20 protein-coding genes and 1 riboswitch are annotated in these 18,940 nt (G+C 75.3%); of the genes, 13 read left to right on the top strand and 7 right to left on the bottom strand.

Translation table 11 applies throughout. The features are described 5' to 3' along the window. Positions 1-13: 13 nt before the first annotated feature. On the top strand, positions 14-658 hold the full coding sequence (locus tag AB0C04_RS07135) for a lipoprotein (RefSeq protein ID WP_357049644.1): 645 nt from the start codon (positions 14-16) through the stop codon (positions 656-658). A 6-nt stretch (positions 659-664) separates the two neighbouring features. On the opposite strand, the gene AB0C04_RS07130 is transcribed toward AB0C04_RS07135, so the two are convergent. After that, positions 665-2,398, bottom strand: a complete 1,734-nt coding sequence (locus AB0C04_RS07130) for a glycoside hydrolase family 3 N-terminal domain-containing protein (protein WP_357050746.1) — start codon at positions 2,396-2,398, stop codon at positions 665-667. 83 nt (positions 2,399-2,481) lie between these two features. After that, positions 2,482-2,973 carry a DUF3145 domain-containing protein gene (locus AB0C04_RS07125; RefSeq protein WP_357049640.1) on the bottom strand — a complete coding sequence of 164 codons (492 nt, stop codon included), beginning with the start codon at positions 2,971-2,973 and terminating at the stop codon, positions 2,482-2,484. 321 nt (positions 2,974-3,294) lie between these two features. Between AB0C04_RS07125 and AB0C04_RS07120 the strand changes: the two genes are divergently transcribed. Continuing rightward, complete coding sequence (locus tag AB0C04_RS07120) at positions 3,295-3,624, top strand: hypothetical protein (protein ID WP_357049637.1); 330 nt, start codon at positions 3,295-3,297, stop codon at positions 3,622-3,624. Between the two features lie 112 nt (positions 3,625-3,736). Here the strand turns inward: AB0C04_RS07120 and AB0C04_RS07115 are convergent, their stop codons facing one another. Beyond that, the gene (locus tag AB0C04_RS07115) at positions 3,737-4,402 is read right to left on the bottom strand and encodes a carbonic anhydrase (protein WP_357049634.1); all 666 of its coding nucleotides are present in this window, start codon (positions 4,400-4,402) and stop codon (positions 3,737-3,739) included. Positions 4,403-4,546: 144 nt separating this feature from the next. Here AB0C04_RS07115 and AB0C04_RS07110 point away from each other — a divergent pair, with 144 nt between their 5' ends. The 5 genes from AB0C04_RS07110 (at position 4,547) to AB0C04_RS07090 (ending at position 10,774) form a co-directional block, all read left to right on the top strand. Continuing rightward, on the top strand, positions 4,547-5,485 hold the full coding sequence (locus tag AB0C04_RS07110; RefSeq protein ID WP_357049630.1) for an alpha/beta hydrolase: 939 nt from the start codon (positions 4,547-4,549) through the stop codon (positions 5,483-5,485). A 125-nt stretch (positions 5,486-5,610) separates the two neighbouring features. Beyond that, positions 5,611-7,728, top strand: coding sequence for an AAA family ATPase (locus tag AB0C04_RS07105; RefSeq protein ID WP_357049627.1), 2,118 nt, complete (start codon positions 5,611-5,613; stop codon positions 7,726-7,728). A gap of 104 nt (positions 7,729-7,832) precedes the next feature. Continuing rightward, positions 7,833-8,747, top strand: coding sequence for a cation diffusion facilitator family transporter (locus tag AB0C04_RS07100; RefSeq protein ID WP_357049624.1), 915 nt, complete (start codon positions 7,833-7,835; stop codon positions 8,745-8,747). 153 nt (positions 8,748-8,900) lie between these two features. Then, positions 8,901-9,030, top strand: a riboswitch (cyclic di-AMP (ydaO/yuaA leader). A 4-nt stretch (positions 9,031-9,034) separates the two neighbouring features. Further along, positions 9,035-10,105, top strand: coding sequence for a hypothetical protein (locus tag AB0C04_RS07095; RefSeq protein ID WP_357049621.1), 1,071 nt, complete (start codon positions 9,035-9,037; stop codon positions 10,103-10,105). A 147-nt stretch (positions 10,106-10,252) separates the two neighbouring features. Further along, complete coding sequence (locus AB0C04_RS07090) at positions 10,253-10,774, top strand: hypothetical protein (RefSeq protein ID WP_357049618.1); 522 nt, start codon at positions 10,253-10,255, stop codon at positions 10,772-10,774. 3 nt (positions 10,775-10,777) lie between these two features. Here the strand turns inward: AB0C04_RS07090 and AB0C04_RS07085 are convergent, their stop codons facing one another. Together AB0C04_RS07085 and AB0C04_RS07080 are read right to left on the bottom strand one after the other, a co-directional pair. Beyond that, entirely contained in the window at positions 10,778-11,248 is a 471-nt protein-coding gene (locus AB0C04_RS07085; protein ID WP_357049615.1) for an SRPBCC family protein, read from the bottom strand. Between the two features lie 70 nt (positions 11,249-11,318). Next, positions 11,319-11,681, bottom strand: coding sequence for an STAS domain-containing protein (locus tag AB0C04_RS07080; RefSeq protein ID WP_357049612.1), 363 nt, complete (start codon positions 11,679-11,681; stop codon positions 11,319-11,321). Positions 11,682-12,034: 353 nt separating this feature from the next. On the opposite strand from AB0C04_RS07080, the gene AB0C04_RS07075 reads away from it, so the two are divergent. After that, a complete protein-coding gene (locus tag AB0C04_RS07075) occupies positions 12,035-12,175 on the top strand; it encodes a hypothetical protein (protein WP_357049609.1) in 141 nt (46 codons plus the stop codon). Between the two features lie 132 nt (positions 12,176-12,307). Next, positions 12,308-12,715: a hypothetical protein gene (locus tag AB0C04_RS07070; RefSeq protein ID WP_357049606.1), complete on the top strand. Its 408-nt coding sequence runs from the start codon at positions 12,308-12,310 to the stop codon at positions 12,713-12,715. Positions 12,716-12,826: 111 nt separating this feature from the next. Here AB0C04_RS07070 and AB0C04_RS07065 read toward each other — a convergent pair whose 3' ends face one another. After that, on the bottom strand, positions 12,827-13,465 hold the full coding sequence (locus AB0C04_RS07065) for a maleylpyruvate isomerase N-terminal domain-containing protein (protein WP_357049603.1): 639 nt from the start codon (positions 13,463-13,465) through the stop codon (positions 12,827-12,829). A 200-nt stretch (positions 13,466-13,665) separates the two neighbouring features. Between AB0C04_RS07065 and AB0C04_RS07060 the strand changes: the two genes are divergently transcribed. The 3 genes from AB0C04_RS07060 to AB0C04_RS07050 are packed head-to-tail and all read left to right on the top strand — an operon-like array spanning position 13,666 to position 15,449. Then, positions 13,666-14,352, top strand: a complete 687-nt coding sequence (locus AB0C04_RS07060) for a BON domain-containing protein (RefSeq protein WP_357049601.1) — start codon at positions 13,666-13,668, stop codon at positions 14,350-14,352. Between the two features lie 54 nt (positions 14,353-14,406). Beyond that, positions 14,407-14,904 (top strand): redoxin domain-containing protein, encoded by a 498-nt coding sequence (locus AB0C04_RS07055; RefSeq protein ID WP_357049599.1) that lies wholly within the window; start codon positions 14,407-14,409, stop codon positions 14,902-14,904. Further along, positions 14,901-15,449 (top strand): DsbA family protein, encoded by a 549-nt coding sequence (locus AB0C04_RS07050; protein WP_357049595.1) that lies wholly within the window; start codon positions 14,901-14,903, stop codon positions 15,447-15,449. The genes AB0C04_RS07055 and AB0C04_RS07050 overlap by 4 nt, the downstream gene beginning before the upstream one ends. 3 nt (positions 15,450-15,452) lie before the next feature. Here AB0C04_RS07050 and AB0C04_RS07045 read toward each other — a convergent pair whose 3' ends face one another. Next, on the bottom strand, positions 15,453-18,323 hold the full coding sequence (locus AB0C04_RS07045) for a LuxR C-terminal-related transcriptional regulator (RefSeq protein ID WP_357050743.1): 2,871 nt from the start codon (positions 18,321-18,323) through the stop codon (positions 15,453-15,455). Positions 18,324-18,532: 209 nt separating this feature from the next. Here AB0C04_RS07045 and AB0C04_RS07040 point away from each other — a divergent pair, with 209 nt between their 5' ends. Continuing rightward, entirely contained in the window at positions 18,533-18,925 is a 393-nt protein-coding gene (locus AB0C04_RS07040; protein WP_357050740.1) for a hypothetical protein, read from the top strand. The last annotated feature ends 15 nt before the right edge of the window (positions 18,926-18,940 follow it).

Here is an 18,940-nt window from a genome sequence, read left to right as displayed (position 1 = left end):
ACGGGGGGATCCCATGGGGCAGCGGAGCTGTGTCGCCGTACTCGCGGCGCTGACCATCGCACTGGCCGGCGGTTGCGCCGAGCAGAACGAGAAGCCGTCGGCGAGCGCCTCGCCGACGGCGTCGCCGAGTCCCACCGCCTCACCGGTGACCCCCGGCCCACCCTGGTACGACGAGGTCGCCGCGGCCCCGGCCGGTGTCACGGTGGGAGAGGCCGGCAGCACCTGCGAGCTGCCGGTCACCTTCTCCGTGCCCACCGGCTGGAAGGTCCGGTCGATGGAGGGCAAGGCCGCTCAGCTGGACCTCGGGGACACCGAGTTGTGGTGCGAGATCGACGCGCGGCCCAGCGGCGTCACCGGCTTCGTCCGCGTGTGGCGGATCAACGGTGTCGCCGGCGGCACCGAGCCGCACCTGAAGCACTTCCTGAACCAGTACGCGCCGGAGTCCGCCGACGCCGAGTACCGGCGGATCAAGGCCGGCAAGGTGGACGCCTTCGAGGCGAGCTACTTCAAGGACGGCGGCGGCTCCGTCCGGGACCGGGCCATCGCCATGGCCTCCCTGTACGGCCCGGTCGTGCTGACCCTGGACACCCCGGACACCGAGGAGCTGCTGCCCGCCTACCAGTTGGTGAAGCAGTCCGCCCGCGTCAGGCGCTACTGACGGCTCTCAGCTGGCGCAGGTGGTGGCGGGCAACCCGGTCACCTTGACCGGCGACCGGCCGCCCGGGCGGGCCTTCCCGGCGAGCACCCCGGCCAGCGCGGTCATCGAGGCCCGGCTGGACGAATAGGTGGCCAGCAGCGTCGGCGACTTCGCCTTCGCCAGCACGTACGGGGTGTCCATGGCGACCGTCACGGCGGCGTCGGCGCGCAGGTCGCCGGCGCCGTCGCCGTAGCCGACCAGGTGCACGATCGTGCCACCGCTGGGCACCACCCGCGCGCCGGCGGCGGTGAGGGCCTCGGTGAGCAGTTTCCGGGTCTGGTCCCGACCTCCGGAGGAGGTGACGGTCACCGGCCCGGCGACTCCGGCGGTGCCGCAGGCGCCGCGCAGCACGGTCACCGAGGCGGCCGCGAGCGCGTCGGCCGCCGTGCGGTGCGCCGGGTCGTTGAGCGTGGACATCGCCGGGGCCGGCTGCCCGGCCAACCGGAACTTCATGGTCAGCACCCGGGTCGCCGCGTCGACCAGCCGAGCGCGGGGCAGGGAGCCGCCGCGCAGCGCGGCGAGCAGCCCGTCGTACGCCTGGCCCACGTTCGGGGTCATCAGGATCAGGTCGTTGCCGGCGTTCAACGCCCGCACCGCGGCCTCCCCCGGCGACCAGCGCTTCGCCGGGGGCATGTTCATGCCGTCGGTGATCACCACGCCCTGGAAGCCGAGCTGGTTGCGGAGCACGTCGGTGAGCAGCTTGTGGGAGAAGGTGGCCGGGGTGCCCGGGTCGATCGACCGGACGTCGAGGTGGGCGGACATCACGGCCATCGCGCCGGCGTCGATCCCAGCCTTGAACGGCGGCCACGCGCCGGCCGCCAGCGCCGCCGGGGACTGGGTGAGCGTCGGCAGCTCCTGGTGCGAGTCGGCCGCGCTGTGCCCGTGCCCGGGAAAGTGCTTCACCGTGGCTGCGACGCCCGCGCCCTGCAGGCCGCGCACGGCGCCGCCGACCTGCGCCGCGGCCCGCTTGGGGTCGGCGCCGAACGACCGGGAGCCGATCACGGTGCTGCGGGTGGCGAGCACGTCGGCGACCGGCGCGAAGTCGAGGTTGATCCCCATCGCGGCCAGCTCGGCGCCGGCGGCCCGCCAGGCCGCCTCGGTCAACGCCGGGTCGCCGGCCGCACCGGCGGCCAGCGCGCTGGGCAGCGCGGTGACCCCGTCGGTGATCCGGGTGACCACGCCGTACTCCTGGTCGGTGCCGATCAGGAAGGGCGCGGCACCGGTGGGCAACCGGCCGGCCGCCTCGCGCAGCCCGGTGGTCAGCTCGTGGACCTGCTTCGGGCTGTCCACGTTGGTGGTTTCCTGGTTGCCGCTGGTCGGGTCGTCGGCGCTGAAGCCGACCAGGATCAGCCCGCCGAGCCGGTACTTCGCGATCATCTCGGCGGGGGTGTCGACCCCGGCGAGGGCCCGGTTGCCGGCCGCCGAGCCGGGCGAGACCTTCGTCGCGGCGCTGCCGTAGGCGTACGGCATCAGCACCTGCCCGACCAGGTCCTCGTCGCCGAGCGTGCCGACCAGGGCGGCGGCGCGGGCCGCGGGATCATCGGGGGGCGGCGCGGTGGCGGTCGGGGTCGGCGCCGCGGTCGCGCCCGACGGGGCCGGACCGGGGCGGTCCGGGCCCGTCGCGCAACCGGAGACGAGCAGGGCGGTCAGGGCGGCGACGGCGACGCTGGCGCGGCGCGGGCGAAACGACACGCCGCCTATCCCACCAGTTCTCCGCGTATCGGGGCAACTTGACCTCTGCGGTCGGCCTGCCCGGCGAGCCGTCGGCGCCGCCGCCGAGCGGGTCACCCGACCCGGGTGAGCAGGGTCACCGGGGCGCCGTCGCCGGCGTAGCGGTAGGGCTCCAGCTCGGCGTCCCAGGCGGTGCCGAGCGCCTTGTCCACCGCGTGCGCGATCGCCTCCGGCGCCCGGGCGGTCGCCAGGATGCTGCGCAGGCGGTCCTCGCCGAGCTGGATGTCGCCGGCCGCGCCGACCGTGGCCCGGAACAGGCCACGCCCCGGAACGTGCATGAACCGTTCACCGTCGGCGCCGGGGCTCGGCTCCTCGGTCACCTCGAAACGGATCATGGGCCACTGCCGGAGGGCAGCAGCCAGCTCGGCGCCCGTCCCCGGACGACCGGTCCACCCGCACTCGGCCCGGCGGGCGCCGGGGTCGACGGGCTGAGCCGTCCACTGCAGGTTGACCGGCGCGGCAAGGACGCGCGCGATCGCCCACTCGACGTGTGAGCACACGGCGAGCGGGGTCGAGTGGACGTATACGACGCCACGCGTTGGCACGGTGACCTCCCGGAGAGCGAGGTGCGTCTTCCCCTACGACCTCGTGTCACCCGAGTGGTTCCTGCAACACATGATGACTCCTGTGACGGATGGTGCGCCAGGGAATCGGAAAATTCGCCGGGCCCGGGGCCGTGGAATAGCCGACCGGGTGACCGCCGTTGTCTCTCAGGACAGCGCGATGACCAGCCAGGCATCGTGGTCGTGTACAGTTCCACCGGCGGCTTCTGCCGCGCACGACTTTCGCGGGTCCACCTTTGCGGTGCTTCCCGCACCAGCCCCCGGACGTCCAGTCCTCCCGTACGTCTTGCAAGGAGTACCTCCGTGGCGAGCAACACCTCTAAGACCGCGCGCGCGTCCGTCCGGGCCGGCCAGGCTGGCCAGGGTGGCGCCCTCAGCGTGCTGGGCGAGTTCAAGTACCTCATCCCGCTCAACGGCGGCAAGCACGCCTACGTGCGGAACCTGACCAACGGCAAGACCGCGCACCTGCGCACGGACTCCGACGCCTTCGTCGAGGAGATCCGGGTGCTGGCCGCCGCCGGTCACGCCGCGAAGATCCGGGCCGAGATCAACACCCTGGCGCAGGCGCACCCCGGCGACGGCTGGGAGGCGACCGAGAAGCGCCTGGTCGCGGCCGGCGTCTTCGAGGCCTGATCCGCCCGCTCCACCAGCGACATCCGAACCGCCCGTCGGGACCTCCCGGCGGGCGGTTCGTCATCTCCGCCCCCGGCTCGCCCGGACGTCGGGCGAGGCCGGGCCACGCCGCTCAGCGCAGCAGGGTGACCTCGCCGCTGGCCAGGTCGTAGAGGGCGCCGACCACGTCCACCCGGCCGGTGGCGACCGGGCCGGCGAGCAGGTCGTCGGCGCGCAGCGCGGCCACCGTCCGCAGCACGTGCCGGCGGATGGCCAGTGGCTGGACCCGCGGGTCGGCGGCGCCCACCTCGGTCACCGCCGGGGCGATCTGGTCGACCAGGTGGGCCAGTGCGCCGCCGGGCCGCTCGCCGCTGCGCACCGCCTCGACCGTGGCGGCCACCGCGCCGCACCGCTCGTGCCCGAGCACCACCACCAGCGGCACCCCCAGTTGGTGCACGACGTACTCGATCGAGCCGAGCACCGCCCGGTCGAGCACGTGCCCACCGGTGCGGATCACGCAGATCGAGCCGAAGGTCTGGTCGAAGATCGCCTCCAGTGGCACCCGTGAGTCGATGCAGCCGAGCAGCACCGCGTACGGCTGCTGATCGCCGGAGGCGCTCGCCGCGGCGGCGGTGACGTCGTGACCGTGCACCGGCTGACCGCTGATGAACCGACGGTTGCCGGCGAGCAGTTCGGCGAGCGCCGTGCGGGGCGTACCACCGGCCGGGCGCCCCGGCGGCGCGGCGCCGGCCGACGACGACCGGCCCGGCCTCGGCGGCGGTGCCAGCGGCGACCCCATGTTCTCAGCTTGGCCGCCCGTCCGGCGCCGCGCAGCGCGGTTGCGAATCTTCCCACTGCCACGGTTGGCGTGGTGTCATGGCGGGTAGCCGGTGTTACCGCCGGGTATCCCGGTGGGCGCGTCCGGGCGACCTGGGAGGTGGCGATGCCGGAGCAGTCGGAGGTCCGCCTCCCCGACGGGGTGCGGCTGCACGTCGAGGTGACCGGCCCGGCGGACGCCGAGGTGACCGTGATCCTGCTGCACGGTTGGACGCTCGACGCGCGGAGCTGGCACCGGCAGGTCACCGCTCTCGGTGAGTCGCTGGGCCCGGCGGTGCGGCTGGTCGCCTACGACGCCCGCGGTCACGGCCGGTCGAGCTGCATGTCGCTGCGCACGGCGACCCTGGCCCAGCTCGGCGACGACCTCGCCGCGGTGGTGGACGCGGTCGCCCCGACCGGCCGGGTGGTCCTGGTCGGGCACTCCATGGGCGGCATGACGATCATGGAGTACGCGCACCGGCATCCCGCGCACTTCACCGCCCGCACGGCCGGGCTGGCCTTCGTCTCGACCACGGCCGAGGGGCACACGCACACCGTCTACGGGCTCACCCCACGGATCGCCCGGCTGATCCGGCTCGCCGAGACCACCGGCGCCGGCGTGTTGGCCCGGTGCGGATCGTGGCGGCCACCCCTGGCGCTGCTGCGCGCGCTGCGCCCGAGCATCCGCTGGCTGCTCTTCGGCGACCGCTGCGACCCCACCGACATCCGCCTGGTCACCTCCGCGGTGGCCCGGGCCTCGCTCCGCTCGATCGGCGGGTTCCGCGCCTCGATCGGGGCGCAGCACCGGCTGGAGACCCTGGCGGCGCTGGCCCACCTGCCGGCCGCCGCGCTGGTCGGCGACCGGGACCGGCTCACCCCGCCGCCGTGCGCCGAGTCGATCGCCGCCGCGCTGCCGGCGACCGAGCTCACCGTCTGTCCCGGCGCCGGGCACATGCTGATGATGGAACGGCCCGACGAGGTGAACGCCGCCCTGCTCGGAGTGCTCCGGCAGGTGCTGGGCCGGCCCGCCCCGGCGAGCGGTCCCGCGCCGGTGGCCGGGGGCTGACCAGGACGTCCGGGGCGCACCTCGGGCGCGGTGGCGCCGGCCGGGGCCGTACCCTCGTCCGGTTGGCCCGGCACACGGCCCGCGGTATCCGCGGCGCCCGCGCCGACGGGGATCAGGAGCGTTCGTTGACCGACCAGACCACCCTGGACCAGGAGATCGCCGCCGAGCAGCGACATCTCGACCGGGTGTACGCCCGACTCGCCGAGCTGCGGCGGGCGGCGGTCCACGCCGAGCGGGACGGCTACCGACTGGCCCGGGTCGGCAACTTCGGCGCGCTGGTCGAGCGGGACGCCATGGTCTTCCACGCGGCGCGACGCCGGCACGCCCTGGACGCCGAGCACGAGGGGCTGGTCTTCGGCCGGCTCGACCTGCGCGACCAACAGGTGCTGCACGTCGGCCGGCTCGGCATCCGGGACGAGCACGCGGTCAGCCTGGTGGTCGACTGGCGGGCTCCGGCCGCCGCGGCGTTCTACCAGGCCACCCCGGCCCAGCCGCTCGGCGTGGTGCGCCGCCGGACGATCCAGTCCAGCGGGGAGCGGGTCACCCGGATCGAGGACGACCTGCTCGACCCCGCCGCCGCCCCGCCGGACATGGCGGTGGTCGGCGACGGTGCGCTGCTCGCCACGCTCTCCCGGGCCACCGGGCGGGGCATGCGGGACATCGTGGCCACCATCCAACGGGAGCAGGACGAGGCCATCCGCTCCCCCGGGTCGGGCGTGACGATCGTCTCGGGCGGCCCCGGCACCGGCAAGACGGCGGTCGCCCTGCACCGGGCGGCGTACCTGCTCTACTCGGACCGCAGCCGGTACGCCGGCGGCGGCATCCTGGTGGTCGGCCCGTCCTCGGTCTTCGTCGAGTACATCGCCTCGGTGCTGCCCTCGCTCGGCGAGGACACCGCCACCCTGCACTCGCTCGGCACGCTCTTCCCGGGGATGACCGCCACCCGCACCGACCCGCCCGAGGTGGCTTCGGTGAAGGGCTCGCTGCGGATGCGCCGGGTGCTGGAGCGGGCGGTGCGCGACGCCGTGCCAGACGGCCCCACCGAGCTGCGCCTGCTCTACCGGGGCACGCTGCTCCGGCTGGACCGCCGGGAGCTGGACGGGATCCGGGAGCGCGCGCTGCACCGGGGGGCGCGCCGCAACGAGGTGCGCCGGGCCGGCTTCGACGGCGTCTTCTCCGCGCTCTGGGCGCAGGCCCGCCGGCTGGGCATCGGCCGGCTGCCGGAGCAGCGCGCCTTCGAGGACGAGATCGCCGAGCGGCCGGAGTTCCGGGAGTTCCTGAAGGCCTGGTGGCCACGGCTGCACCCACGGCACGTGCTGGGCTGGCTGGCCCGCCCGGAGCGGCTGCGCCGCTACGCCGGCGGCATCCTCGCCGGCGGCGAGATCCGGCTGCTGGACGCGGCGTACCGGACGCTGGACGCCGAGGGGCTGACGATCGCCGACATCGCGCTCCTCGACGAGCTGGACTCGATGCTCGGCCAGCCGGTGCGGCCCGCCCGGGCGAAGCGTGACCCGTACCAGCTCGCCGGCGGGGTGCGGGAACTGAGCACCTTCGCCGACCGGCAGCGGGCCGCCCGGGAGGCGGCCCGGCAGCGCCCGGAGGACTACCGGGAGTACGCGCACGTGGTGGTGGACGAGTCGCAGGACGTCTCGCCGATGCAGTGGCGGATGATCGGCCGGCGGGGCCGGTTGGCGTCCTGGACGGTGGTCGGCGATCCGGCGCAGACGGCGTGGACCGGCGACCCCGCGGAGCTGACCCGGGCCCGCGACCACGCGCTGGGCCGGCGGCGCCGGCAGCAGTTCACCCTCACCACCAACTACCGCAACTCGGCGGAGATCTTCGCGGTGGCGGCGGCCGAGATCCGCCGGCTCTACCCGGACCTCACGTTGCCCAGCGCGGTCCGCTCGACCGGGGTCGACCCGGTCGAGCTGGTGGTGCCCGCGACCGAGGTGCGGACCGCCACCATGGCGGCGGTGACCACGCTGCTCGGCGAGGTGGAGGGGACGGTCGGGGTGATCACGCCGGTGCCGCGTCGGGACGAGGTGGCCGGCTGGCTCGGCCCGCTGAACGCTCCCCGGCTGCAGGTGGTGACCAGCCTGGAGGCCAAGGGCATGGAGTACGACGGGGTGGTGCTGGTCGCGCCGAGCGAGATCCGGGCCGACCCCGGCTCGGGCGTCCGGACGCTCTACGTGGCGCTCTCCCGGGCCACCCAGCGGCTCACCACGATCGACCCGACCGGCTGACACCGTGCGAGGCACCGCCGCCACTGAGCGCGGTCGATTACTTGCACACATAGCAATGTGAGCATATATTTGACCGGTCCGGACCGTCGGCGGAGGGTGAGTTGGTGGGCGCAGGTCATGACCACCACGGGTCGGTGGCGAACGCCGCGCAGCATCACCGTGGCCGGCTCTGGGCGGCCTTCGCCCTGCTGAGCGGCCTGATGGTGGTCGAGGCCGTGGCCGCGTTCCGCACCGGCTCGCTGGCCCTGCTCTCCGACGCCGGGCACATGTTCACCGACGTGCTCGGCATCGGCATGGCGCTCGCCGCGATCACCGCCAGCCGACACGCCAACCAGGATCCGCAACGCACCTTCGGCCTCTACCGGCTCGAGGTGCTCGCCGCGCTGGCGAACGCCGTCCTGCTCTCCGGGGTCGCGGTCTACGTGGTGGTCGAGGCGGTCGGCCGCTTCGGCGACCCGCCGGAGGTGCTGGCCGGCCCGGTGCTGGTGGTGGCCACGCTGGGCCTGCTGGCCAACCTGGGCGCCTTCGCGCTGCTGCGCTCGGCCGCCCGGGAGAGCATCAACCTGCAGGGCGCCTACCTCGAGGTGCTCGGCGACCTGCTCGGCTCGCTCGGCGTGATCGGCGCGGCGGCGCTCATCGCGGTGACCGACTGGTGGTGGGCCGACCCGCTGGTCGCGGTGGCCATCGGCGTGTTCATCCTGCCCCGCACCTGGCGGCTCGGGCGGGCCGCGGTCCGCATCCTGGTCCAGGCCGCCCCGGAGCACCTGCAGGTGACCGCCGTGCACGACCGGTTGGCCGAGGTGCCCGGCGTGGCCGGCGTCCACGACCTGCACGTCTGGACGCTCACCTCGGGCATGGAGGTGGCCTCCGCGCACCTCACCATGTCGCCCGGGGCCGACGTCGGCGCGGTGCTCGCCGCCGCCCGGACGGCGCTCAGCGAGGACTTCCACATCGAGCACGCCACGTTGCAGATCGAGCCCGGAGCGACCTCCGGGGCCTGCGGGTCGGTGGAGTGGTGATGAGGACTCTCTTAATTCAGGGTGGCTATCGTCCGCTTACGCCGGATTTTCCGGTAACCACAGCAGCACCCTCTGTCACTTCTGCTGCAGAGGTCGCCCTGGCACCGGTAGGCTCGGTCCCGGCCTCCGCCAGGCGGCGCCCATCGGCGCCGGCGGTGACCGTCGCCTAATCGCCGCACGGCGAGCCGGGGAACCACGTTCGTGGGGTGCATCCGCGTCAGCGGTAGGGATCTTCCGTCCCGAACCCGTCAGCTAACCCGGTCGGCGGCTGACGGAAGGACATGTGCATGCCACCAGTGGCACCCGTACGACGACGCGCCGCCCGAATGGCGGCCCTGATCGCCGCGACGCTCGCCCTCGGCGTCGCGATCGCCCCCGGCACCGCCGCCGGCGCCGCTCCCCCGGCCGGGCAGCTCGCCGCGGCCCCCGGGCAGGACGAGGAGGGCGGCACCCCCGCGCTGCGGGCCCAGCTCGAGGCGGCTAGCAAGGGCTACCTCGACGCGAAGAGCGCACTCGACCGGTCGGTGAAGCGCCAACAGCAGCTCGGCGCCGAGCTGAAGACCACCGAGGCCGAGCTGAACGTGCGCAGCGGCAAGGTCGGCGAGATCGCCGGGGTGGCCTACCGCACCGGCCGGCTCGGCGCGATGTCGGCGCTGCTCAACAGCGGCTCCCCGGACGGCTTCATGGACCGGGCCGCCGCCCTGGACGCGGTGGCCGCCAACGAGGACCGGGTGCTGCGCGAGCTGCTGGCCACCCGGGACGAGGCGAACCGGACCCGGGCCGCGCTGGACGGCGAGATCCGCGAGCAGCGCAAGCAGGTCACCGTGATGGCCAAGCGGAAGGAGCAGGCCGAGCGGGCGTTGACGGTCGCCAACAACAACGCCACCCGCGCCGCGGACGTCTCCAACCGGGGCACCTCCACCGCGACGGCCACCCCGGCCCGGCGCAACTCCGACGGCTCCTGGCCCTCGGAGTCGTGCAGCGTCAACGACCCGACCCCGGCCACCGGCTGCATCACCCCACGCACGCTGCACGCGCTCAACCAGGCCAAGGCGGCCGGCTTCACCCGGTACGTCTCCTGCCACCGCAACGGTGGCTCGGGCGAGCATCCAAAGGGTCGAGCCTGCGACTTCGCCGCGCAGAAGGGCGGCTTCGGCGGCGACGCCACCGGCGGGGACAAGACCTACGGCAACAACCTGGCGGCGTACTTCATCCGCAACTCCGACCGGCTCGCCGTGCTCTACGTGATCTGGTACCGGCAGATCTGGCTACCCAGCAGCGGCTGGAAGTCGTACAGCGGGGCGGGCGGAGACCCGTCCAGCGACCACACCAACCACGTGCACCTGTCGGTCTACTGACCCGGCCCGCCGGGCGGTCCGCACCGCGGGCCGCCCGGCGTACGCACGCCGTGGCGTCGCCACCGGCAGCGCTACGTCGCCGGGCGTAGCCGAGGTGTCGTCGGTCGCCGGACGAACCGGCGGGCCCGCGCGGGCAGCATCGGCGGCATGACCCGGATACCGCCCCGCACCCGCAAGGCGCTGCTCACGCTGCACCTGGTCACCTCGCTCGGGTGGCTCGGCACCGACCTGGTCCTGCTCACCCTCGGCATCTCCGTGCAGCGGGGCGCCGACCCGGCCGTGGTCTACCCGGTCGCCGCGCTGATCGGCACCGCCCTTTTCGCCCCGCTCAGCGTGCTGGTCTGGCTGGTGGGCGTGGCCAGCGCGCTGCTCACCCCGTGGGGACTGCTGCGGCACCGCTGGGTGCTGGTCAAGCTGCTCATCACGACGGTGATGGTCGGGCTGGTGCTGCTGCTGCTCACGCCGAACCTACGCGCCGCCGGAGAACTCGGCGCCACGCTGCCGTCGAGGGACCGGGCCGACCTGGTGATCGCGCCCGCCGTGTCCACCACTTTGATGATCATCGCGACCGTGCTCTCCACCTACAAGCCGTGGGGCCGGCCGCGCCGGGCGGCCGCGCCGGTGGCGAGCCGCCGCCCTTCGGCGGTGGCCGGACGCCCGGCGCGCTGACCGTCAGTCGGTGGCGCTCGGGCCGCCCGGGGCCGCGTCCAGCACCGCGGCGAGCCGGCTGGCCAGGCCCAGGTGCGCCGCCTGCGCCTGCCGGAAGGCGTACCGGAACAGGGGCGCCGGCGCGGCGAGGGTGATCTCGACGTCGATCCGGACCAGCCCGCCGGGCTCGGCGCGGAGCCGGGTGTGGTTGCGCACCGTGGTGGCCGGCCACTGCCGGGCCACCATGACGATCTCGTCGTCCGTGCTGACCAGCAGGTCTGCCTGGTAGGTCGTCCGGAACCGGAGCGGACCGGCGGCCAACCGGTCGCTGATCGCGTAGCTGGCACGCGCCCCGGGCCGAGGCGGGAGCTGCCGCACCTCGATGATCAGCGGATGCAGTTCGCCCTGCCGGCGCAGGTCAGACAGGAGCGCGGTGGCCTCGGCGAGCGAGCAACGCGCCTGGACGGTGTAGCTGAACGAGTCTCGCCTGAGCACACCGTCTCCCCGCCGCCGTTGGTCGCCCGATCGTCGCGTACGCCGGGCGGGCTGGCAACGCCCGGACGGCTCAGGCGCCGGGAAGCACCTCGGGGGTGGCGGCGCCGGCGTAGTAGGGCTCGGGCGCGCCGAAGAGCCCGAGCAGGCCGGTCACCCAGAGCTGCCGGTGCACGAACCGGCTCGGCTCGGTGACCACCAGCTTGACCCCACTCACCTCGGCGGTCTGGAAGCCGGCGACCATCGCGCTGATGCCGACGGAGTCGATGAAGGTGACGAGCCGCATGTTGAGCTCGATCCGGGCCGGGCGCCCCTTGGCGAGCACCTCGGCGATCGCCTCGCGCACCTCGTACGCCGTGTCGACGTCGATCTCGCCGCGCGGGGCGATCTCCACGACACCACCGGACAGAACCGACTTCACAATCGACAGGCTCACGCGAGCACCTCCACCCGCCCGTCCCCCGGGCGTCTCATCAGTACGCGGGCCGCGACCGAGAGTATTCCGCCGACGCCCTCGGTCGCCACCCCTCAGGATGAGCAATTCGCGGATCAGGGCACACTTCGTCACCCTTGTCCGGACTTTTCTCTTCGTCTGTTCGTTCAGCGAATCGCCAAACCGGCGCGTCGCCGGACCAGAGTAACCGGTGCCCGCCACCACGGCCGGAACGGCGCGGATCCGGCGCGCCCACCCCCGCCCCCGGCACGCCGGGGCCGCGCGCGGGCGGTCCGCGCGGTTGCCGGCGCTGCCTAGCATCGGCCGGGAGTGCACCGTGACGGAGAGGACGATCGATGATCAAGAGACTGGCCGGGCTGGCCGGCGTCGCCGCCCTGCTCGCCCTCGCCCTGGCCTGCGGCTTCGGCGGCGGAGACGACGACGACGATGACGACGACGACTTCGCCCGCGGCGCGGCCGTGGTCGTGCTGCACTGAACCCACCGCCCGAGGGGGCGGGTTTGCGGCGCCGGCGGGCGGGGCACTGGCGGGTAGGCGAACCGTGAGGCGCTGGACAGACGCCGGAGTCCGAAGTGGCCGCCGACTCCGGCACCCGAGGAGGTAATCACGATGTTCGGAACCAACCTGGTGGACCGCCGCAACAAGCCCGAGCGGATCGCGGACCAGGCGTGGCAGCAGCTGGTCTCTGCCGTCAACGCCGCGGGGGACAGCGTCCGGGACACCGCCCGGTCCGCCCGCCGCGGCGGTCATCGCCTCGGTGACGAGGCCGGCGACCTGGTCGGTTCCGCCGCCGACGAGGCTCGCCACCGGGCCAGCCTCGCCTTCGACGCGCTCGCCGGCCGTCGGCCGGCGCTGCCCTGGACGCTGCTGATCGGCGCCGCGCTGGTGGGCGCGGCCGTCGGCTGGGCCGCCGGCACCGCTGCCCGGGCCGCCGGCAGCCGCGAGGATCGCGCCGCGGACGACATCGAGTTCGTCGACGTGGACCGGCCGAACTCCCCGGTCGGTCAGGACGGCTGACCGCCCGAGCCACCCGACGCGCGGGCCCCGACCGACCACCGTCGGTCGGGGCCCGTGTGCGTCGGCCGGGTCGGCGCGCCTTGATCAGTGCGGAGGCCCCCTCGGCCCGGGTCAGAACGCGTTGATCAGGGCGGGGGCCCGCTCGGCCCGGGTCAGCGCCCGCAACACCGCCGGCTGGCCGTGTCGACGCACCGCGAGGCGGGCGAGCAGGGACAGCACCGGGTCGATCACCTCGGCGGGCAGCTGCGGGGTGGGTACGTCGACGCTGACCGCCAGGTCGTCGGAGTGCACCGCGAGCTCCATCAGCCGGGTGGTCAGGAAGTCGTCCAGGGCGAGCGACCACGGGCCCCGGGCCAGGTGCACCACCCGGTCCGCCGGCTCGTCGGCCAGCGCCTCGGCCAGCCGCTGCACCGCCGCCGCGGTCCCCTCGACGAGCGCGGCGGCTCCGGCCACCGCGATCTTCTCCCCCGCCCGACGGATGCCCACGTTCACCTCGTCGTCGACGCTCGCGCCGCCCCAGCTCCCACGCGCGTAGTGGTCGAGCAGCCCGATCGGGTCGCCCTCCGGCACCGGCTCGGCCAGCACCGCCTCGACCTGGAAGACCTGCGAGGCGAGGTGCCCGGCGAGGCCGGCGACGCCGAACTCGGCGAGCGCGCTGGGCGTGTTCCAGCGGGCGGCGACCGCGGGGTCGCCCAGCAGTCCGACGGCCGAGCGCGCGGCGGTGAGATATGCCGTCCTGATCGGACTCATGTCGTACCTCCTCGGGGTGGCCAGGGCGAGCGTACGACCCGGCCGGCCGCCCCGCCTCCCCGACGGGCGCCCACCGGGTCGCTCGCCCCACTGCCGCCGCACCGGCTCACCCCGGTCGGGCGAGGGGGTTTCACCCCGGCAGGCGACAGGATCGGTGCAGGCCGGGGTGCGTGCCGCCCCACGAACCTCAGGAGGGACAGATGGCCACCGCGACGATCACGCGTACCGACCAGGACATCCAGTCCGACGTCCTCGACGAGCTCACCTGGGAACCACGGGTACGCCCCCACGAGATCGGGGTGACCGTCGCCGAGGGCGTCGTCACGTTGACCGGCCGGGTGGACAGCTACGCGAAGAAGTGGGCGGCCGAGCGGGCCGCGCACCGGGTGGCCATGGTCCGGGCGGTCGCCAACGACCTGACCGTCCAACTGCCCGGCGGGGCGGAACGCGCCGATCCGGACATCGCTGCCGACGTGGGGAGCGCGCTGGAGTGGGACGCGTTCGTCCCGGTCGAGCAACTGCAGGTGACCGTCTCCGCCGGCTGGGTGACGATGCACGGCGAGGTGGAGTGGGAGTACCAGCGGCGGGCCGCCGAACGCGTGGTCAGCCGACTGCGCGGCGTGCAGGGGGTCAGCAACGGCATCACCGTCCGCCCGGCCATCCGCCCGGACGGGCACGAACTGGTCCAGCGGATAGTCGACGCGCTCGCCCGCAACCGGGCCAGCGAGGCCGAGCGGGTCACCGTACGGGTGCACGGCGACACGGTGGTGCTGTCCGGACTGGTCCACTCGATCCCGGAACGGGCCGAGGTGGAGCGGGTGGCCTGGTCCGCGCCGGGAATCCGGGAGGTGCAGAACCAGATCGCGGTCGCCCCGGTGCTGCACTGAACCACCCGGGCCGGGTGAGCCGGCCTCACCCGCCCGGGGGCGAGCGTGGGAGCCATGACTGATCCGAACGGGCTGATCAGACCGGGGCGGCCGGCGCCGGACTTCTCCCTGCCGGCCACCCCGGACGGGCAGCACACCGGACCCGGCGGGTACCGCGGGCGGCCGGTGGTGCTCGCCTTCTACCCGGCCGACTGGAGCCCGGTCTGCGGCGACCAGATGGCGCTCTACCAGGCCGCCATGCCGGAGTTCGACCGCTACCGGGCGGCCGTGCTCGGCATTTCGGTGGACAGCATCTGGTCGCACCGGGCGTTCGCCGAGAGCCAGGGCATCGCGTTCCCGCTGCTGGCCGACTTCGAGCCCAAGGGCGAGGTCGCCCGCGCGTACGGCGCGTACACCCCGCGGGGCGAGGCCGCCCGGGCGCTGGTGGTGCTCGACCCGGACGGCGCCGTCGCCTGGAGCCACCTCTCCCCGCCCGACGTCAACCCGGGCGCCGACGGCATCCTGGACGCCCTGGAGCGGCTCGGCACCGGTCGGCAGGTGGTGGCCGGATGACCACGCCACTGCAGGTCACCGCCCGTCTCCGGACGCCGGTGACCGAGAGCGACCATGTCCGGGGCGCGGTGGACGCGCCGGTGACCGTCGTCGAGTACGGCGACTTCCAGTGCCAGTACTGCGGCGCCGCGTACCCCAACCTGCACGATCTGCTCCGGCAACGGGAGGGGACGGTGCGGCTGGTCTACCGCCACTTCCCGATCGCCAACGTGCACCCGTACGCCGAGAGCGCCGCCGAGGCGGCCGAGGCCGCCGGGGCCCGGGGTCGGTTCTGGGAGATGCACGACTGGCTCTACGAGCACCAGGACCAACTCGACCCGGTGCACCTGTCGCTCGGCGTCGAGCAGCTCGGCCTGCCGCCGGAGGAGATCGGCGCCGAAGTCGAGCGGCAGGCGCACGCCGACCGGGTGCGGCGGGACTTCGTCGGCGGCATCCGCAGCGGGGTGAACGGCACCCCGACGCTCTTCGTCAACGACGTCCGCCACGACGGCGGTTACGCCCTGTCCGACCTGCTCGCCGCGGTGGACGCCGCAGCCGACACCTGAGCCTCAGATCAGCCGCAGCTCGCGCGCCCGCCGTACCGCCTCACGGCGGCGGGTCGCGTCGAGCTTGCGGTAGATGTTGCGAACGTGGGTCTTCACGGTGTTGACCGACAGGGACAGCTCGCTGGCGATCTCCACGTTGGACAGGATGCTCTGCAGGTAGCGCAGGATGGTCAGCTCCCGCTCGGTGAGCGGCTCGTCCAGCGCCGGGCCCGGCTCCACCGGGCCCCGCTCCACCGGCGCGTCCGCGCCGCGGACCAGGTCGCTCACCATCGGCCAGTGCGCGGTGCCGGTGTCCAGATGGGTGGCGAGCAGGTCCCGGACGGCCGGCTCGGCCCGGATGAAGACCCGCCGGAAGCCGTCCGGACCGGCCAGGTCGAGCACCTCCTCCAGGAGCCGGCCGGCCCGACGCTCGTCCCCGCCCTGCCGGGCCAGGACCGCGTCGAGGAGCCCGGCCTGCAGGCGTACCGGCAGCGGCCAGTCGGCCGTCTCCGGCGCGCGCCAGTCCGGTAGCGCCCGCCCGGCGGCCCGCGGATCACCGGCCCGCAGCTCGACCCGGGCCAGCGCCACCGCGATCGGCGCCACCGGCTCGACCCGCTCGCCGACCCGACCGGCGAGCAGCTCCCGGGCGCCCTCCAGGTCGCCCCGGGCACCGCGCAGATCCGCCTCGGCGGCCAGCAGCCAGTGCGCCAGCTCGGCGGCGGCGGGTCGGTCGGCGAGCCGGTCCCGGGCCTCGGCCAGCAGCCGCTGCCCGGCCGCCGGCTCACCCCGGTCGTGCAGCAGCTGGGCCCGGCAGAGCGCGGCCGCCGTCGCGGCGGTCAGTTCGCCCGCCGGGACCTCGCGGCCGGGTGGACGCTCGTCCGGCTCCGCGCCGCCGGTCGCGGGCGTGGCGAGTGCCAGGTTCGCGGCGGCCTCGTCGGGCTGGTCCCGGTGCAGCGCCACCACGGCGAGCGTCAGGTAGGCGTACCCGCAGTCCAGCCGGCAGGCCCAGCCGTGACAGGGCGGCATGGACAGCGCGTCCCGGGCCGCCGCCTCGGCCACGCGCAGCTCACCGCGGAGCGCGTGCAGCAATGCCGAACGGCTGGCGCCGACCAGCTCGGTGCGCGGCCGGCCGGCCTCCCGGGCCGCTGTCAGCGCGCGGTCGAACCGCGCCGTGGGCAGCTGCCCGTCGGCCAGCTCCGCCAACCCGAGCGCCGTACCGGCGAAGGCACGCAGGTCGGCGTCGTCGGTGGCGGTTCCGCGCGGCCCGCCGCCGCTCGACGACACCGGTAGCGGCTCGGCCGCCGTCGGCTCGGCGCCCGGCGACGCTCCGGCCGGCGGGAGCGGCCGGCCCCGGACCAGTCGGGCCGCCGCGGCGCGTACTTCGGCGTGGTCACCGGCCAGCCGGGCCAGGGTCAGCTCCAGCGTGGTGGCCAGTCGCAGGAACCGGTCGCGTCGCGGGGTCGGCAGCGTGTCGGCGTTCGCCGCGGCGGTGCGCAGATACGCCTCGGCGGCCGTGGCGTCACCGGCGTACGCCCGCTCGGCGGCGCAGGCGAGCGCCAGCTCCGGGTCGCGGCGCACCGCGTCGGCCGGCGGGGCCGCCGGCGCCGGTCCGGCCCCGCCGACCTGGTCGTACGGGGCCAGCTCCGGCCAGTGCGCGATGAAGAGTTCGGTGGCCCGGTCCCACCGCCCGGCGGCGAGCGCGTGCCGCAGCCCCTCGGCCGGCCGGCCGTTGTCGGCGTACCAACCGGCGGCGCGCAGGTGCAGCTCGCGCAGCTCCTCGCCGGGGAGCCGGGCCAGTTCGGCCCGGAGCAGGTCGGTGAGCAGCGGATGGCAGCGGTACCAGGGCGGGCGGCTGTCGTCGCGGCTCAACAGACCGCCGTCGCCGGCCAGGTCGGCCAGCGTCCGCTCGGCGTCCGAGCCGCCGGTGAGCGCGTCCGCCAGGTCCGCGCAGACCGTCTCGGCGAGCGCGGTCCGGCGCAGCAGCTCGCGGGCCGGCGGGTCCACCGCGGCCAGCACCTCCTCGTGCAGGTACCCGGCGATCTCCGGCTGGTCGCCGCCGTACTGCGCGACCCAGCGAGCCGGGTCCGGCTGCCGGCGCAGCGCCAGCGCGGCGAACCGGAGCGCCGCCGGCCAGCCGCCGGTCCGTTCCCGCAGCCGGCGCAGCGCCGTGCCGGGCAGCTGCACCCCGTGCGCGCTCAGCAGGTCGGCCACCTCGTCGTCGGTGAAGGCGAGCTCGTCCGGGCCGATCTCGGTCAGTTCCCCGGCGAGCCGCAGCCGGTGCACGGCCAGCGGCAGACCGGCCCGGGCACCGACGACCAGACGCAGCCGCTGGTCGGCGTGCCGGAGCAGGAACTCCAGACCGGCCAGCGCCGCCGGGTCGGTGACCCGGTGCAGGTCGTCCAGGACCAGCAGCACCGGCCGCTCGCGGGCGGCCAGCGCGGCGGCCAGCAGCTCCAGCTGGTCGGGGCGGGGCGGGCGGTCCGGCACCGGCGCCGCCGCCAGGCTCAGCGGGTCCGCCGTGGCGCGCAGCGCCGCCGCCAGGTACGACCAGAGCCGGTCGCCGTCGTCGCCGGACTCCACGGACACCCACGCCGGGGCCGGCCGGGCGGGGTCGTCGACGCTGCCGTCCGGGCGCACCTCGGCCCCCTCCCCCGCGCTGGCGTCGACCAGCCGGATCCAGGAGACGAGCAGGGTGGTCTTGCCCCAGCCGGCCGGGGCGCGGACCAGGGTGACCGGCCCGGCGCTGCCGGCGTCGAGCCGGCGCAGCAGCCGGGGCCGGGCCACCACCGGCTCGGGCGGCGCGGGCGGGGTCAGCCGCGAGGCCAGCAGCGGTGGGCCGGCCGGCGCCACCGTCTCCACCCGTGCCCCGCTCTGCTGTTCCGGCAACCGGCCCACCCCCACGGACGCGTTCCACCCCCGGTCGGCGGGCGGTTACCCGGCGCGGGCCGGTTCACCCCTTCGGGGCGAGTCCGCTTCACCCGCACCGCGCCGACCATCGGGGTGCGGGGCGGGTCGGCTGCCGACAGCGCCGCGAAGGAGGCGGGAGGGACGAGGTGGGACGTTTCGGGCGGCTGGCCGGCTGGGCGCTCGCCCTGGCCGGATCGGTGGCCGCCGGGGCGGTGGCCCGGGCGCCGGTCGTACCCCGGCGGCCGGGCCGCACCGGCGGGCGGCCGGAGCCGGCCCGCTGGCAGGTGGTGACCGTGCACCGACCGCCGGACGAGGTGCTGCCCGACGGCCGGTGGCCGGAGTCGCTGCGCCGGCTCGACGGGGCGGTGGAGGTGCGGGTACGCCCGGCGCCGGGCGGCCGCGGCAGCGAACTCGCGGCCCGGCTCCGGGTCGGGGCGCCCCCGCCCACCGGGCTCGCCGCGCACCTGGTCGGAGACCATCCCGGCCTGCTGGTCGCCGGCGCCTTGCGACAGGCCAAGCAGCTGGTCGAGACCGGCGAGGTGCTCCGCGCGGACCGCTCGGCGGTGGACCGGGCCGGGCCGGGTGAGTGAGGGTGTGCCGCTCGG

The organism is Micromonospora sp. NPDC048909 (assembly GCF_040649635.1).
Taxonomy (GTDB): Bacteria; Actinomycetota; Actinomycetes; order Mycobacteriales; family Micromonosporaceae; genus Micromonospora.
This window is presented reverse-complemented; position numbering and strand designations above follow the sequence as displayed.